Genomic DNA, 17102 nt, shown 5'->3' on the forward strand with positions numbered 1-17102 from the left:
TTTTTAAAAGAGGGATTTGGGAGATTAAGACAATTCTAAAAAGTAGATATTCCGCTCCATTCCATAAAGCGATACAACATATATTTCAAGGTCGATTCATCCGCATATTTACTATAATCGACACTCATTTGTTTACCATCCAGATTTGACCAAGCCGTATTAAAGTACTGCGATGCATCTTTAAAAACTTGCGCATTTTTCAGACCAATCACGCGTAAATCCGTTTCTAAATTATAGTTTTTCAAGTTGCGCGCGGTGAAATTTGCCGAACCTAAAATCATATCGGCTTGATAAGCAGTTCGTTTTAAAATCATCTTGCTATGGCACTGCTCACCTTGGGTATTACACCAACGTACATCAATACCGGCATTATGTAGTTCTGAAGCAACAGGACGGTTTGGAATACCATTTTTGGTTCGACCAAAGGCATCTTTGTTTGGATCGAGTAATACCCGAACTTTCACGCCACGTTCATGCGCAGCAATGAGTGCTTTGATAATTTTACGTTCTGACAAGTAGAACATCGCGATATCAATTTCAGTTCCAGCTTTCTTCGCGCTATCAATTAAGTCGAGTGTGGCATCATAAATTGTTTTTTCAGTCAGCACTTGAACCTGTGGCTGAGTTTTCGCGGCTTCAACATCCTTAATCACCACAAATGGAATATTGGCTTTGGACATCATGCCTACGGCTTGCTCGGTCTTTAACAGATCAATCGCGGTCATGCCTTTGACGGTTAAGGCCACATTGGAATGTCGTGAGCTACCATCATGTGGATTCATAGAGGTGACTAAACCTTTCCAGCCATCGATGGTATCTACCACCAAAGTTTTTCGGTGATTCGCTTTAAAGTTGAAAAGATCCATATAACTACGAATCGTCACTTTTTCCGTACCTAATGGATTCGGTAACCAGCCTTGTTCAGGATTATTGCCAATATCTTGACAGCAGATATACCAAAAACCTGACCATGCTGGGTTGGATGCACGAAGCGGTACCAAATTGGTTTCGATCAACTCAACGCCCCCTTGTCGTAATTGACGATAATGCTCGGGTTGAATGCCGCCATAGACCGAATTGACCGGGTCAGTAATCACAAAAATTTCCACTTGAGGAGATAGTCGACGCTTCAAAATCAGCGCATCGGTCAACTCCTGTGTTAATTGTTCATGTTTTAATTGAGAGTCGCCCACTTGCGGATTAAAGAGAAACATATCCAACACAATGGTCGACTGCGCTTCTTCGATCATTTTCAGCATTTCTTTAAAAATGCGATGTTCCTGTTGCTGCTTTCCTTGCGCATCGATATAGGTTTCATCCACTAAAAAGTTCACTTCAGCATGGCGAAGTTTCCCCGTGTAGTTCAGCCCTTCAGGGAGTGGTTTTAGCGTGTGATAGGTTGCCGATGCCAAATAACCTAAAACCAATAAACCAATGACCACACCCACATAGCGACGACGTGACCAATTGAGCTTGTGATGTATTCGTTGAATGATGCGCATAAGAAAAAACCTAGTCTAATGCGCTCAGACTAGGTTCTATTCATTGATTTTTCAAGAGGATTTCTGTGACTTCAGCTTGATTAGAACACCTTACTCAGTCACATTTAGCTTAAAAACCAAATTCAAGACCAACCGTAAAATTGCGTCCTACTTGTGGAATATTGGCTATGAATGAACTGTGTGAATAAACATCTTCATCCAATAAGTTGTTGGCTTTGAAGTACACATGGTAATCATTACGGTCTTTTAACTGACCGCTATAAGCGACACCTAAATTAACCATGTTATAACCGTCAGTTTCTTGTTCATACGCCGTGATTTTATCTTGCTTAAAGACATGTACATATTCTGCCTGGCCTGACCAACCATCCGCAAAGTCAACATCGACCTTGGTTCCTAAGCGCCCTGCAGGCACACGTGGCGCATTTTCACCATCAATTTTGCCGCGAACATAATCACCAAAGACACTGAGTTTATACATATCATTAATGGCATAACCCACTTGAGCTTCCGCGCCATAGAACTTGGCTTTGTCTTGGGTGTAATCAACTAAGCGGAAGTTTTCAAAATTATCTTTGGTTGCAGCATAAATGTAGTTGTCATACCAGTTGTGGTAAACATGAACGTGATAATCCAACTGATCTTTTTCGTAATGGAAACCCAGTTCTAGATTATTGGATTTTTCCACATCCAGATTTTCATTTCCGCGTTCATAGGTATTGGTCGCAAAGTGCTTACCGTTGGCATAAAGCTCTTGTGCCAATGGTAAGCGTTCTTGATGAGAACCCACCAAGGATAATTTATAATTGGGTGCAAACGCCCAGTTCACAGCACCTGAGTAGGAAATACCATAATCGTCATAATCTTTTTGTTCTGAGTCAATCTCAATTTTTTGCTGATCTACACGGGCACCCAGCTCGACATGGAAATCGCCAAATTGTTTATGCTCTAAACCAAACACGCTCCATTTTTGCGTTTTGTTTGGGCTCATCAATGATTCTTCACCACTGATATTGAGCTTTTGTTGATTGTACTGGGTACCGATTACCCCTTCCCATTCAGCAATTGGGTTATGGACCAATTCTAAACGGCCATCATAACCTTTACTTTTAAAAGTGGTTGCTGCGGTGTTACCTTCAATTTCATCATGTTTATAGTCCGTATAACTCGCATGCGCACGTAGTTTTTGGAATCCTGCAAACGGCTCAGCTAATTCAGTACGGAAATCATAGCGTTCTGACTTTAAGTCGACCCATGGGCCTGCGGCATCATGATCGTGATCATGTTCGTCATGCGCTGAATGGTCATGCTCATCGGTATGCCCATGGTTATCATGACCATCACAGTGTAGATGGTCATCATGTGGATGACAGCTTTCATATTCATGACTATGACCCGGCAAGCCATATTGGTCTTGACGGTTGCTATAAGACAGTCCAGCAAAACCACGATCATGAATCCATGACGCACCTACACTGACATTTTGCCCTTCTGCAAAAGTATTACCGACTCGGCGTTCTTTTTCTAATTCGCCATCATGATCATGGAAATAATTGGGTACGATATAGTCATTGGCTTTACGCTTTGATCCCTCAACTCGCAGTGCAAAATTTTCACCTAGCGCAGCAGTAACACCTGCACTCACTAATTTTTCGTCGCTACCTGAGTTATAACGTAGCCCAACCTGCCCCTCTAAACCATTTTCAGGCATATGCGTTGGAATTTTTTGATCGGTAACATTCACCAACCCACCAACCGTCCCAGCTGCATATAATAAAGTGGATGGCCCACGAATCACTTCTACTTGTTTCGCTAAAATTGGATCAACCGTCACTGCATGGTCAGGGGATAAAGTTGAAACATCTGCTGTTTCAGATGCATGCTCCAACACTTTGACACGTGGCCCATCTTGCCCACGTATTACAGGTCGACTTGAGCCTGCACCAAACTGATTTGAATACACTCCAGGTTGTCCGGCAATGGCATCACCAATAGTGACTCCACCTTGTGCCAAATCTTTATGCTTAATAATGTTATCTGCAACCGCAAAATCTGCAGCACTTTGATTTAAAGGATGAACCTGAACATTAATCGCCTCTAAAGTTTGTACCTGTTGTTGCTGATCATCAGCATAAATATTGGGTGCAATCACTGCAAAAATTGAGATTGTGATTAAATTCTTATGAAAAGACATTTGGAGAGACTCAAATCTGGCTAATTTTGAATAATGTTATAATATAACATTTCATTACTTTTGCAATAAAAAACATTCTAATCTGCCCAAATCATATACACTCACCGATACCACATTGTATTTATTCATATATTTATTTTAGTTCAATGCCTTTTACCATATCCCATGCTGTACTCGCACCGCCTATTTCCAAATTAAGCGGAAATCGCCTACCTATTGCAGCACTCGCAATTGGTAGCATGGTGCCAGATTTATTCCGTTTATTTACTAATGCTGACTATGCAGGTTCACATCAATGGTCGGGGTTAATTGTTCCAAACTTAATCCTTGGTTTGCTGTTTTGTGTGCTGTGGTATGTGCTCTATCGCCCGATGTTATTTGCTTTTTTTGGTTTAAATAAGCCGCTGAATCTACAGAATTTCAATCAATGCTGTGGGTTTATGCTCAGTCTCATCCTCGCACTCATCATTGGAACTTCGACGCATATTGTTTGGGATGGCTTGACCCATGTTGACTTTCGTACCTTTGCTTTTAAAGATCTCTTAAGTCTGCCGATTCCATTTTTTGGTCATTCATATCCCCTACATCGTGTGTTGCAAATTGGATTATCTGGCTTGGCACTCCCCGTTATGGCATGGATGATTTATCGTCATCATCTTCACTATCGAAGTACTGCAAACGTCCCCACATCCATCAAAGTCTATGTATATGGTTTAGCGGCCCTGTCTTTAGCTGCGGGAATCGCAAGTTATTTTTATTTTGCTGACAGTATTTATTCAGATGCTTTTGTACACGACTTGTATGCCTATGTCGGCAAAGCCATTAATTATTTTTTCCGTGCATTTTTAGCCACGTTTAGCTTCGGTAGTCTGATATTTCTGATCTTAAGCAAGAGCACCAATATTTTTTCAACGTCATCGGCTTAAGCCCATCATTGACCGAAAATTTGCTGTAAATTTGGCTGTTTTAGCAATAAGTCCTTGTGACAAAACAGCTAAAAAGAGGCATAATCCCATATTCGAATAAAAGCGGTACGCTGTTTACGTATTCGCTGACCTTAACCCATATAGTTGGATTTCTAACGCTATGATGCGAACTCATTACTGCGGTTCTTTAACCGAAGCTCAAATTGACCAAACCGTTACATTATGCGGTTGGGTTCACCGTCGCCGTGACCACGGTGGTGTAATCTTCCTTGACATGCGTGACCGTGATGGTCTTGTTCAAGTGGTTATTGACCCAGATACTCCTGAAGCATTCGCAACTGCGGACAAAGCACGTTCAGAATTCGTATTAAAAATTACAGGCCGTGTACGTCGTCGTTACGCAGGTACTGAAAACGCGAATATGACTAGCGGTCAAATCGAAGTTCTTGGTAAAGAAATCGAAGTGCTTGCTGGTTCAGAAACTCCGCCATTCCCATTGAATGACGACAACACAAATATTTCTGAAGAAGTACGTTTGAAATATCGTTTCTTGGATATCCGTCGTCCAGAAATGTTAGATCGTCTTCGTTTCCGTTCTAAATTGACTAACCTAATTCGTAACTACTTCGAAGAAAATGGTTTCCTAGACGTTGAAACACCGATTTTGACGCGTGCGACTCCTGAAGGTGCGCGTGACTATTTAGTACCAAGTCGTGTTTCTAACGGTAGCTTCTACGCACTTCCACAATCTCCACAGCTATTCAAACAGTTGTTGATGGTGGGTGGTATTGATCGTTACTACCAAATCGCGAAATGTTTCCGTGATGAAGACTTACGTGCTGACCGTCAGCCTGAATTCACACAAATCGACGTTGAAACATCGTTCATGAGTGACGATGACATTATGGATTTGATGGAACGTTTAACGGTTAAGATGTTCAAAGAACTTCTAAACGTTCAGTTCGACAAGTTCCCACGTATGACGTATGCAGATGCAATGCGTGACTATGCATCTGATAAACCTGACTTACGTATTCCTTTGAAATTGGTTGACGTTGCAGACATGATGCAAGACGTTGAGTTCAAAGTATTCGCAGGTCCTGCTAAAGATCCTAAAGGCCGTATTGTTGCGCTTCGCGTACCAGGTGCTGGCGCGCTTCCACGTAGCCAAATTGACGAATACACTAAATTCGTTGGCATTTATGGCGCGAAAGGCTTGGCTTACATCAAAGTCAACGAACTTGAAAAAGGTATTGAAGGTCTTCAATCTCCAATCGTTAAATTCATCGAGCCAATCGTGCTTGATCTATTGAAACGTGTTGGCGCTGAAAATGGCGATATCGTATTCTTCGGTGCAGATAAAGCGAAAATCGTAAACGATGCGATGGGTGCTTTACGTATTAAAGTCGGTCACGACATGAAACTTGCAACTTGCGAGTGGGCGCCACTTTGGGTTGTTGACTTCCCAATGTTCGAAGAAACTGACGATGGCAAATGGACATCTGTTCACCACCCATTCACGCTGCCAAAATCAAGCGTTGAAGAAGTGAAGAACAATCCAGGTGCGGCATTGTCTGTTGCTTACGATATGGTATTGAACGGTACTGAAATCGGTGGTGGTTCACTTCGTATTTATAACCTAGAAATGCAAAAAGCGATCTTTGAAGCGCTTGGTATTTCTGAAGAAGAAGCAGAAGAGAAATTCAGCTTCTTGCTTAACGCCTTGAAATTCGGTGCGCCTCCTCACGGTGGTTTAGCATTCGGTCTTGACCGTTTAGTGATGTTGATGACTGGTGCATCTTCTATCCGTGACGTGATTGCATTCCCGAAAACTAAGACTGCGGAATGTCCTTTAACTCAAGCGCCTGCGCCAGTTGAAGCGAACCAATTACGTGACTTAGGTATTCGCTTACGTGAAAAACCAAAAGCTGAAGAATCTAAATAATCTTACATTTTAAGATTTAGATTTTAAGTTTCAAAAAACCCTGCGCTATGCAGGGTTTTTTATGTCAACCTACAAAAGGTAGTAGAAAACCTACAAAACATAAATTTAAGATTTGATGTACTTTGCTAATATCAAAACGCTTCAAGTACGTTATGATGTTTCACTACATCCTTTGAGCAATGGACAGCTCAATTTTCCACTTCCAATTATTTTGTTTTTAGATTCAGATCTTTTTGTACTTTTCACTGAATAAGTGCGGTCTCTTGGCAAAATTTATTTTATCCCATGCTGTCAATTTTGAGACCTTGTGATCCATGTACTTTATATTCAAAATCATCGCGCTATTGCCACTTTGGCTGTTACAAAACTTGGCCTTGATGATCGCGTTTATTCTTAACCTGTTTAACTCATCAATCAAACGTATCACTAGCATCAATATTCAACTGGCCTACCCAGATATGTCAGCGACAGCGAAGAGACAGCTCGTCAGTCAAAGTATCCGCAGCCAATGCTTGACCTATATTGAATTTATTAAATGTTGGGGTATGCCACCAAGTTATAGCCTGAGCTTACTGAAAAATATTTATGGTGAAAATATCCTCACGGAAGCACTTGCGAATAAAAAAGGTGTCATTGTTGTGGTTCCGCATTTTGGCTGTTGGGAACTACTCAATGCATGGCTGAACTTGTATACAGAACCGATGATTATGTATAAACCGAATAAAAATAAAGGGATCAATCGGTATCTGTTAGAAGCACGAGAGAAGTTCAATGCAACCTTAGTCCCGACAGATGAAACAGGGATCCGTGCCATTTTTAAACATTTAAAACAAGGCGGCCTAACGGTGATTTTACCAGACCATTTACCAAAGCCTTCAGGCGGCATTTATTCCAATTTTTTTGGGCAAAATACTTTATCGATCACACTTGTTTCAAAGCTTGCTGCAAAAACCCAATGCAATATCATCGGCTTAAGTTGTATCCGACAACCTAACCTACAGTACTTTGATGTGCATTGCCAAACCTTATCAGACCAGATTTTATCTAAAGACTTACAATCCTCTGTCGACACCCTCAACATCGCGATGCAAGACACCATTAACCAAGCACCAGAACAGTATATCTGGTCTTATAAACGCTTTCGGGTCTGCTTTGGCAATATCAATATGTACCGCAAATAAAGGTGATCTGAGAACATCTCAACCTGTAGATTTGTGTTCCACAGGCTTGGATTAATCTTATTGAATTGAGATCGATTATCGACAGTGGCATAATAACCTCAATTTCCACTTTAAGTGATTCTCCTATGGCTATGCGTCCTGAAGTCCGTCGTCGTGCAATCGTGTTGATTGTTTTTTCTGTCGTACAATGGTTGTTCATGCGCTACATTTTAGCCAATGAATTATTCAACTTAACCACCTATAACCGAATCGTTTTATTCTGTGTCAGCAGCCTTGCAGGTGCATTATTAATCTTTGTCGGTTTGATTTATATGGTGTTGAAAGGTAATGCGGATCGCACTGAAGATTAATTCAGTGCTCTCTCGGTTGTTTCCAAACTGATCACATGCTGTGCTGTATTCCAAATTTCATTGCATTCTTGCCATTTCGCATGATTTACAAAGTGCGACTCATCTAAACGTATAAATGCCCCTGCTGCACCATAAAGCTGTGTCAGGGTGTCGATAGCAGTCGAACGTATCGAATAATAACGCTCAAAACACCAGCCCTGCTCATACTGAAAAAGCTCTAAAATCGTATCATATTTCAAAATTTCATAGCCCATGCTTTCAATCGCTTGAACGGTACTTTCACTCAGATATCGATGTGGTGCATAGTATAAATGTCGATCCGCCATTTGCTGTTTAAGCGATTTTAAAATACTTAAATATTCAGCTACTGACTTAAGATACGTTCCCACAAGATTCGAACCAATGACTAAATCGCAACCATTTTTTGTCTCTAGCGTACGTGCGTTTTGTTTAAAGATCCGATAATCATTGATCGTCACCGGATGTGTAGTTTCTAAATCGTCATATAAGGTAAATAATTGGATTTTTTTTAAAACTTCAGGGTTTTGTCTAATCCCGAACAACCCTTGTGATCGATCTTTTGTGTAGTAAGTGCCCTGATTTAGATGTTCCACAATCATCCGAGTTTCATTACCATCATCAATTAACCAATAATTTTTTGCATTTAAACTATTCATGAGATGCAGTGGAATATGCTGAATCATCCCTGTAAAAATATCGTCATATTGACTATGATCTGGAAAATGCTTTTTCAACTGAAATGCATAAAACTTCTTTTTCCACCCCATAAAAGGTTGATATACAATACGATTCCAGCCCTGAAGTGTCTGTAACATCTGTTGCATCATGCGATGGTCTCGCAGTGAACCATAAACCACTAACAGTTCATTTTGCGTATCGGCTTGATGAAACCGTTGCATTGCCTCAAAGGCATTAAATAACTGTAATGGGGTCCGCACAATAAACAATCGTTTTATCATCACTATTACACTATATTAAGGGTTGAGGCAGAATGATTTGCCCACCAAAATTAAACGTTATGATTTCCAATGCCATTTTGATCTTGAACAATAGGTAACCTTTTTGAAACACTTTTTTATTCTCAATGATACCCGTACCAACCTACACCATGGTTGCGAAGTCGTAATGAATAATCTGTACAGTCTAATACAGAAAAATCATCCTGATGCGAAGTTTTCTCAACTTTGTACGGGGCAAACGATTTCTGAAGAAAAATGGCTTGTGTTATTAAAAGATATCGATATTGTCCTTATCAATGGAGAAGGTACACTGCATGATGCAGCGCCTTTTGGTGAATTTCTCCTCAAACTTGGATCTATCGCCAAACAACAAGGCATACCTGTATTTCTGTTGAACAGTACTTGGGAAAATAACCCAACATCATGGAATGAACTGATTCAAGATTTTGATGGGCTCTATGTACGCGATCAGAAAAGTCTAGCAACGTTGAAGCCGCAGCATCCACATTGTGAATATGCTGCCGATTTAACCTTTTATTCGAGTCATCGATTTAATCCAGCCCATACAACAGAATCTGCATTAACACGTCCTGCTCAAGTCATTGTGAATGATTCGGTGTATAGCCATGTCAGTGATGCCCTATTTGCCTATGCTGAAAAGCAGCACTTTGACTATCATCCGATCACCAAAAATTTGCCCTTAGATGCGCATACGATTGGCTACAATCCCAAAAAAATGAAGAAATTAAAACAATATAATCTTCTTTCTAAACTCACCTTTGGACTGTATAAACCGCGTCGTTATTATCAAGACTTTAATTATTGTATTGATGACACACTGGCGTTTAAGCAAAAAATGCTAGCAAGTGATTTGGTGATCACTGGTCGTTATCACTGCTTATGTTTTTGTTTACAGATGCAAATCCCAGTGCTGATCGTGGCATCAAATACCTCAAAAACGCATAACCTCCTCAGTGATGCACAGGTAACAGATCGCCATATTCGTCTAGAAGATTTAAATCAACTGAGTCTTGAACAACTTTATGCAAAGGCTAAATATAGCGATGAAGAAAAGCTCAAACTTCAGTCCTTTGATCAGAAAACTAAGTTAAAACATGAACAGATTTTTAGCCAAATTTGTGCCTAAAAAATGCCGCTCATTGAGCGGCTTTTTTTTATTGCGCTTCAGCTTGTCGAATCGCAGCTAATGCAGCATCCGTCACAACTTGCTGACCTTGAGATGATAAATGGGTTGAATCATCATAGTTGTTAACTAGGTCTTGATTCAATATTTCATAATTAGGAACATACAGTACACGTTTACCATCACTCAAATCTTTCAGTGCTTGGTTGTATTTAAGAATACGTGGTTCACGTGATTTATCTTTGTTCGGATAAGTTTCTACTAAAAGAATATATTGAGCTTTGCTATGATCAATCATATAACGAATATTATCGATATACTCTTGATATGGCACAACATTCGTTTCGCCTACAACATTATGCCAATGAATTTTTCGTGCATATTTCTTGATTTTTTTGACGATTTTTCTCAGGAATTTACGCCATGGTGAATCTGGATAATACAGGACAAAAGGTGAACCTTTGAATGTCAACCAACTGTCTACCCCACCAAATTGAATGCTAATCACATCAGCTTCAGCGACATTTTTCAGATTAAAAAATTGAATGCCTTCACGTGTACTCGACATGGTATAACCATAGTTTTCAAGTGCCCAGCCTTGTGCCTGTGCAATACGTTCAGGATATGCATTACCGATGTTGTGTACTTCACCAGCGGTATTACAACCACCTAAAGCAACATAACGAAGTGAATTGCCCATTCTTTTTTCCAATCTCAGCGAATACGTCATTATACGCTACAAAATCAGCCATGTTACACTATCGTGAATCGTTCAAATTTATTTCATTTGATGTGAGTCCACATGCAAACAAATTTCGGCCTATCTTCAGAAACTTATCATGTCCATCCAGAAAGCTTAATCACTTTATCGCAGCGTGATTTTTCTTTTCAAGGTGATCATTTAGGTTGTGATGCGGTTGTTCTTTTAGCGTGTGAAGCAAACCAGCATCAAGATTGTATTATCTATTTAAAGTCAGTGACTTCATTGGAGCAAGATCGTGTACGTACTCGATTTGCATTCCAAACCGAAGGTTTTTTATTTAACTTTTTTGGTTCTTTTATTAAAAAAATTCGCTCTCGTCGCCAAAATTTTGGTTCTCATAGCTATCGTATTTTACTCAGTGACATTACAGAAAATGCGTTAGAACGGAATATTAAAACGCCTGAAACGGCATACAACTGGACGAGCCGCCGTTGGAAGCTGGATGAAGATAAACGTCAGGAACGCTACAGTAAACTGGAAAAATCTTTTAAAGATTCGGGTTATGACTTTAACTTTCCAATGCACATCATGTTATGCCGTTCTATGGGCGTAAAAGATAAGCTGAATCAAGGACATCATCGTATTATGTTCTGTAAAATTTACGGCATTACAGAAGTAAGCACCAAATTTATTAGTTCAGCCTACATGCCACCAGTATTTCAGCCTTTCTTTAAAAAGTTCATCGAAGTCACTAACTATAAACAAGTTTAAGCAGCCTGACTCGCAATCGCCTGCCTATATACTTGTTCTGTATTCAATAGCATATGCTCGATGGTTAAATGCTGTTGTGCCAAGTTAAATGCATCTTGAAAAACAGACTCAGGATGCTCCAAGGCGCAATAGCGTTTGATCAGTTGTTGTAAAGCATCGACATCATTCGTTTCACATAACCATGTTTCGGAAATAAACTCAGGCATCATCCCAACACAGGTTCCAAAAACAGGTCGATTTAATAATAAAGCTTCACCCAAAGTGTAAGGACCACCTTCACGTAAAGACGAGACGATAAGTGCTTCATGCTCACTGATCTGCTGTTGTATCTCTTCACAAAATCCGATGAGCTGAACCCGATCGGATAAATTTAAATCTTGAATAAGCTGCTCTAATAACGGACGCTGTTCCCCTTCGCCTGCAATCGTCAACTGATGAGGAATATCTTGCCAAGCTTGAAGTAAAACGTCGAAACCTTTCACCTCATTTAAGCGACCAACTGCAATGAACTTACGATTCTTTTGAAATTCTTGAGGAACTATCTTCAGTTCAACGCCGTTATATACCACTGAAGTTTTGGATGGATTTTCTAATTGATGTTTTAACTGTTCACTCACTACAACAATATGATCAAATGATTGATTCATCTGATTCTTTTTCTTTTGACCATGAACCGTTACGACACAGGGGAAAGCAAATGATTTAACCATTCCATGCACAAATTGGGCTGTTTTTGCTGCATGTACATGTAATACATCTGGCTGAGTTTCAATAATTTTCTTTTTTAACTGATACTTTGTCCAAGGATTATGCCGACTTCCGCTCAAATCCATTTTTACAACATTCACTTTTGCATCGAGTAAATGAGCAAAACGCTCATGCGCAATCAAGCTAACCTCATTGTTTTGGCTTAACCCATTCGCCAATTCAATCACATGCTTTTCTAGACCACCATCTTCAGCACTGGCCATGACTAATGTAATACGCATGCTCAACCCTCTCGCTTACCTAATTTGAGTCTTAACTTCACTGCAAACATCGAGTCTTTACCACTAATTTTAATACGACGTAATTGCATAAAATCAGGGCTGAAGTCATCAATGCCTTCTATGGTGGTCACAGCATTGGTATAGCCAGCTTGTTTTGCTAGTCCGACATCACGTTCCGAATATATTCCAAATGGATAAGCAAAACTATGTACCGATTTTCCTGTCATTTCTTCTAATTGCTGCTTAGATTGAGTTAACTCAGAAAGACACGCTTCATCACTCAATTTATCTAGATTTGCATGCGTCATGGTATGTGAGCCAATTTCGACTAAACCACTGGCTGCCAATTGTTTGACTTGCTCATCATTCAACTTAGGCTCACGTGCTAACTCACCACTGTTATGATGGGCTTTCTTATAGGTTGACCAATCCCGGTCATGTCGATCTACCACCACGTAAATCGTGGCTTTCGCTTGATATTTTTCTAAAATCGGAAAGGCATGTTCTAAATTATCTAGATATCCATCATCGAAGGTAATCGCAACGGTTTTTTCTGGGTGTTTTCCCCAGTCATCTTGTAGTTCTTGCATGGTCACAAAATGAAATCCTTCGGACTTCATCCACGCCACTTGCTTTTCAAACTCTTCAGGATTCACTCGCAGCTTATTAAATTTTGCACCATCAATATGCTGACGAACCATGTGATACATCAATACACGCGGTTTCTTCCAATCGACTGCAGGTTTCCACCAAGCATATTTATAGCTGAATGCAATCACCAATAACAGAAGAATAAGAACAATATAAATCACAGGGATAAGCCTTTAAGCACACTCAGGCTATGTTGCCACACGCTCTGAAGCTTTAAAAGTACACACCTATAATTTCCTTGATTGTAAAAGATTTCGTTAGCAGTATTTAACCCCATATAAATAAGCTTGAGTCGATTACTACAGACCTTTTAAAGACTGATATGGCACATAATCATCCCAATCAAAAACGGTGACATTTTGATTATCTTCGATATTCGCCAACGATTTTTTAGGATCTAATAATGGTGTTTTCACCCCCAATAAATCTGCATAAATATGCATATAATCATAGGCACTCACAGTCTTGTTATAGTAGTTTTTGGCCTGCGCATCGCTACGTAATACAAAAAATGGAACCTGATAATTATCTTTAAATTCATTATCTACATGATATGAATCTTCATCCACGGTCATACCATGATCAGAAAAATAGGTCACACTGAAACTACGCTGATCAGCCTTCAAAGAGGTATATATCTGTTCTATAAAGTGATCCAACTTATTGATCGAAGATAAATAACAATTAATCGTTTCAGGTTTATTCGCATACATACGTGGTGCCTTAAACAGACGTTCACAAGCATCCGGATGTGAGCCCATCATATGAATAAAAATTACATTTTTTTGATTGGCATATTTTTTTAACTGAGCCTGTAATATTTCGACCATTTTGTCGTCATCAATATTACTCGACATATAGTTACCACTTTTCAGGAAGAACTGATGATCGGCATGAATGGCAATTTTAGAAATCGCCGTATCATTTTTCCCCATAAATCCCTGATTTGAAATCCATATGGTGTTATAGCCCGCTTGTTTTGCTAGCGTCACAACATTTTTTGCAATCTGCGGTTCACGATTTTGATCAACCAAAGTCAGCGTTCGTGTCAGACTAGTTACCGTATTCGGTGCAGTTGCGATGTAATGATCTACAACATCCAGTGGCATCTCATTTAAAAAAGGCGTGGTATCGTCTTTCGAACCGTAGAGTGATAAATGATCTCGCTGAACACTCTCACCAATAATAATCACTTGATTGTCATAGCTAGCATTCGCCTGCTGAATTTCCCAATCGATATCTTGCACATTATCCTCAAGGAGTTTGGCCTCTTCTTGTTTATATTTAACCGTCGCCATTGCAGTTTGAATACCAAACACACTAATGCCGTTAGCAATAAAGATAAGTGTCAAAATCAGCTTGGGATAATTTCCCTGATTAGCTTGATTAAAAAATAAAATATAAAAACAAAGACTTAAAAAAATAACAAAGGCAAAAACAATATATTTAGGATCAACTACAGATAAAAACTCAAAGGCTTCATTGGTATTACTTTGAAACATCGATGCCACGATTCCCAAAGACATGTGTCCTTGTAAGAACCCCGTCCCACTTGCAATATACAGGCTAATGACAAAAAACAGCGCAAGGAAAATGTACTTAAAAATAGAACTATGTAGTTGTTTTACTGCAATGAAAAAAAACGTACTCGAAAGAACCAAAACAAAGAATAAAGGAGCATCTTTGATTTCAGATAAATAGTCCCAAAAACCTAAGCCAACGCAAAACCCAATTGAAAGCAAAAATGGGAACAAATAGGTTTTTAGCATTGACCGGACAACCCTGTAATATTATTCAAACATTTCCAAGATAGACTGAAATGTTGGTAGAAATTTTTCGTCGGGTATTATCTATACTTTAGGGACCGAGTACAATCTTTTTGGCGATACGGTCAGTTTCTTTAAATTCGCTAGCGAGATTCAAGTCAGTTAAAGTCGTCTGTAATGACACCAAACCTTGTCTTAAAATTTCATCTACAGACTTGGTAATCCGATCTTCCTTCAACCGATCCACTTCAATCACCCCGACTTTACAACCCGCGGTGAGAGCCTCGTAAATCATTGAAACACTATCTTCAGTTACCCAAACCGCTTCAGCTTTTTGCATTTCTTCGAAAATCCAACCTTGCGGAGTGTCTTCAACTGGGAAAATCTGTACTTTTTCAATATTCTTTAACTGTTTTAATTCTGCTAAAAACGCTTTTGGTGTGCGCCGTGAAGTGGTCAAAATGATTTCTGAATTTGGATTCTGCTCGACTATCTGTTCAATTGCATGAAGTACTTTAGCTGCATTCCACTGATGGCGTTTTGAAGAGCCACCCAAAGCGATCAGGATTCGACCATGCTGATGCCGCTCCTCATTCACAATAGGATTTAACGCACCCTGTGTGGTCAGTACATTATTTGATACCTGAATACCATCGTGCTGTGGAATTACTGCATAATCAAACCATGCAAACGGCAAGCTTGGCTTCATTAAAATAATGGTTTTGGCTTTGTTATACACTTTGCCCAACAGCCATACTCGAAAATGTGTATGGCTGCCGACGCCAAAAATATAAGTTGGCTCGTGTTCTACGGCATGAAGCTGATGGCTAAATAGCGCAGAAATAAGTGTCACTATAGGCAAATCATCAATTGAAATTTCTTGAAATGTGACTGCTTCCTGAGATTGGCGCTGCATGGCTTTAAATAAACCCAAAGCTTGTGAGCGATGTCCTGCTTTACCATCACTGACATAAACAATATGCATAGTCACGTTCCAAAAATTTCAATATCTTCAGGCCAATAAAAAAGGCGAAACTTAGTTTCGCCTTTTCATCTTAACCGATCAGCTTATTTTACGTAAGTTAACCAGTGCGCATATTTAGGGTCTTTACCCTGAACCGCATTAAAGAATGCAGTTTGGATTTGCTCAGTGATTGGACCACGACAACCTTCACCAATTTGACGGTCATCATATTCACGGATTGGCGTCACTTCAGCAGCAGTACCTGTGAAGAATGCTTCATCAGCGATATAGAATTCGTCACGTGTAATACGACGTTCAACCACTTCAAAACCAAGGTCTTTCGCAATTGTAATAATAGTTTGACGCGTAATACCATCAAGCGCACCACCCGCGATGTCAGGAGTATGAATCACGCCATCACGTACTAAGAATACGTTTTCGCCTGAACCTTGACATACATAACCTTGTGGGTCGAGTAACATTGCTTCGTCATAGCCAGCATGTGCCACTTCTTGGTGTGCAAGAATTGACAAAGTATAGTTACCAGATGCTTTTGCTTTACACATGGTCACGTTTGGATGATGGTGCGTAAATGAAGACGTTTTAACACGGATACCCTTCGCCATCGCTTCATCACCAAGGTAAGCACCCCAGCTCCATGCAGCAACAACGGCATGAATTGTATTGTCAGTTGCTGCAATACCTAATTTTTCTGAACCAATAAAAATAATTGGACGTAGGTAGCAAGAAGCCAATTTGTTTTCACGAACCACATCAATTTGAGCTTGTTCTAATGCTGCATGATCAAATGGGACTTTCATTTGATAAATTTTTGCAGAATTTAATAAACGCTTAGTGTGTTCTTTTAAACGGAAAATAGCCGTTCCATTCGGAGTTTCATAAGCACGGACGCCTTCAAACACACCCATGCTGTAATGCAATGTATGTGTTAATACGTGAGTTTTCGCCTCACGCCAGTCAACCAATTGTCCATCTTGCCAAATAAAACCATCACGATCAGCCAAGTTCATGGCAC

15 protein-coding genes are annotated in these 17102 nt (G+C 39.8%); 6 read left to right on the top strand and 9 right to left on the bottom strand.

Annotated elements, in window-relative coordinates:
- Positions 1-35 precede the first annotated feature (35 nt).
- Together M5F03_RS14205 and znuD are read right to left on the bottom strand one after the other, a co-directional pair.
- The gene (locus M5F03_RS14205; RefSeq protein ID WP_249708707.1) at positions 36-1502 is read right to left on the bottom strand and encodes a phospholipase D family protein; all 1467 of its coding nucleotides are present in this window, start codon (positions 1500-1502) and stop codon (positions 36-38) included.
- A 109-nt stretch (positions 1503-1611) separates the two neighbouring features.
- On the bottom strand, positions 1612-3696 hold the full coding sequence (gene znuD, locus M5F03_RS14210) for a zinc piracy TonB-dependent receptor ZnuD (protein ID WP_249708709.1): 2085 nt from the start codon (positions 3694-3696) through the stop codon (positions 1612-1614).
- A gap of 146 nt (positions 3697-3842) precedes the next feature.
- Between znuD and M5F03_RS14215 the strand changes: the two genes are divergently transcribed.
- The 4 genes from M5F03_RS14215 to M5F03_RS14230 all read left to right on the top strand — a co-directional run bounded on the left by M5F03_RS14215 (position 3843) and on the right by M5F03_RS14230 (position 8098).
- Positions 3843-4622, top strand: coding sequence for a DUF4184 family protein (locus M5F03_RS14215; protein ID WP_249708711.1), 780 nt, complete (start codon positions 3843-3845; stop codon positions 4620-4622).
- A 160-nt stretch (positions 4623-4782) separates the two neighbouring features.
- Positions 4783-6567 carry an aspartate--tRNA ligase gene (aspS, locus tag M5F03_RS14220; protein WP_078194161.1) on the top strand — a complete coding sequence of 595 codons (1785 nt, stop codon included), beginning with the start codon at positions 4783-4785 and terminating at the stop codon, positions 6565-6567.
- A 314-nt stretch (positions 6568-6881) separates the two neighbouring features.
- The gene (locus M5F03_RS14225; RefSeq protein ID WP_180121875.1) at positions 6882-7748 is read left to right on the top strand and encodes a lysophospholipid acyltransferase family protein; all 867 of its coding nucleotides are present in this window, start codon (positions 6882-6884) and stop codon (positions 7746-7748) included.
- Positions 7749-7873: 125 nt separating this feature from the next.
- Entirely contained in the window at positions 7874-8098 is a 225-nt protein-coding gene (locus tag M5F03_RS14230; protein ID WP_067767767.1) for a hypothetical protein, read from the top strand.
- On the opposite strand, the gene M5F03_RS14235 is transcribed toward M5F03_RS14230, so the two are convergent.
- A complete protein-coding gene (locus tag M5F03_RS14235) occupies positions 8095-9018 on the bottom strand; it encodes a hypothetical protein (RefSeq protein WP_249708712.1) in 924 nt (307 codons plus the stop codon). The two genes, M5F03_RS14230 and M5F03_RS14235, sit on opposite strands and share 4 nt — an antisense overlap.
- 163 nt (positions 9019-9181) lie before the next feature.
- Here M5F03_RS14235 and M5F03_RS14240 point away from each other — a divergent pair, with 163 nt between their 5' ends.
- Positions 9182-10225: a polysaccharide pyruvyl transferase family protein gene (locus M5F03_RS14240; RefSeq protein WP_249708714.1), complete on the top strand. Its 1044-nt coding sequence runs from the start codon at positions 9182-9184 to the stop codon at positions 10223-10225.
- Between the two features lie 28 nt (positions 10226-10253).
- Here the strand turns inward: M5F03_RS14240 and M5F03_RS14245 are convergent, their stop codons facing one another.
- Positions 10254-10922, bottom strand: coding sequence for an SGNH/GDSL hydrolase family protein (locus tag M5F03_RS14245; protein WP_249708715.1), 669 nt, complete (start codon positions 10920-10922; stop codon positions 10254-10256).
- Positions 10923-11024: 102 nt separating this feature from the next.
- Between M5F03_RS14245 and M5F03_RS14250 the strand changes: the two genes are divergently transcribed.
- Positions 11025-11696, top strand: a complete 672-nt coding sequence (locus M5F03_RS14250) for a hypothetical protein (protein ID WP_249682523.1) — start codon at positions 11025-11027, stop codon at positions 11694-11696.
- Here M5F03_RS14250 and M5F03_RS14255 read toward each other — a convergent pair.
- From M5F03_RS14255 to M5F03_RS14275, 5 genes are all read right to left on the bottom strand, one after another.
- Positions 11693-12685: a glycosyltransferase gene (locus tag M5F03_RS14255; RefSeq protein ID WP_249708716.1), complete on the bottom strand. Its 993-nt coding sequence runs from the start codon at positions 12683-12685 to the stop codon at positions 11693-11695. The genes M5F03_RS14250 and M5F03_RS14255 overlap by 4 nt on opposite strands.
- Before the next feature lie 2 nt (positions 12686-12687).
- Positions 12688-13497, bottom strand: a complete 810-nt coding sequence (locus M5F03_RS14260; protein ID WP_249708717.1) for a polysaccharide deacetylase family protein — start codon at positions 13495-13497, stop codon at positions 12688-12690.
- 138 nt (positions 13498-13635) lie between these two features.
- Positions 13636-15105, bottom strand: coding sequence for a phosphoethanolamine transferase (locus tag M5F03_RS14265; protein WP_249708718.1), 1470 nt, complete (start codon positions 15103-15105; stop codon positions 13636-13638).
- An 88-nt stretch (positions 15106-15193) separates the two neighbouring features.
- Entirely contained in the window at positions 15194-16087 is an 894-nt protein-coding gene (locus M5F03_RS14270) for a mitochondrial fission ELM1 family protein (RefSeq protein WP_249708719.1), read from the bottom strand.
- A gap of 83 nt (positions 16088-16170) precedes the next feature.
- On the bottom strand, positions 16171-17097 hold the full coding sequence (locus tag M5F03_RS14275; protein ID WP_078191262.1) for a branched-chain amino acid transaminase: 927 nt from the start codon (positions 17095-17097) through the stop codon (positions 16171-16173).
- Positions 17098-17102: the final 5 nt, after the last annotated feature.

The organism is Acinetobacter amyesii (assembly GCF_023499985.1).
GTDB lineage: Bacteria > Pseudomonadota > Gammaproteobacteria > Pseudomonadales > Moraxellaceae > Acinetobacter > Acinetobacter amyesii.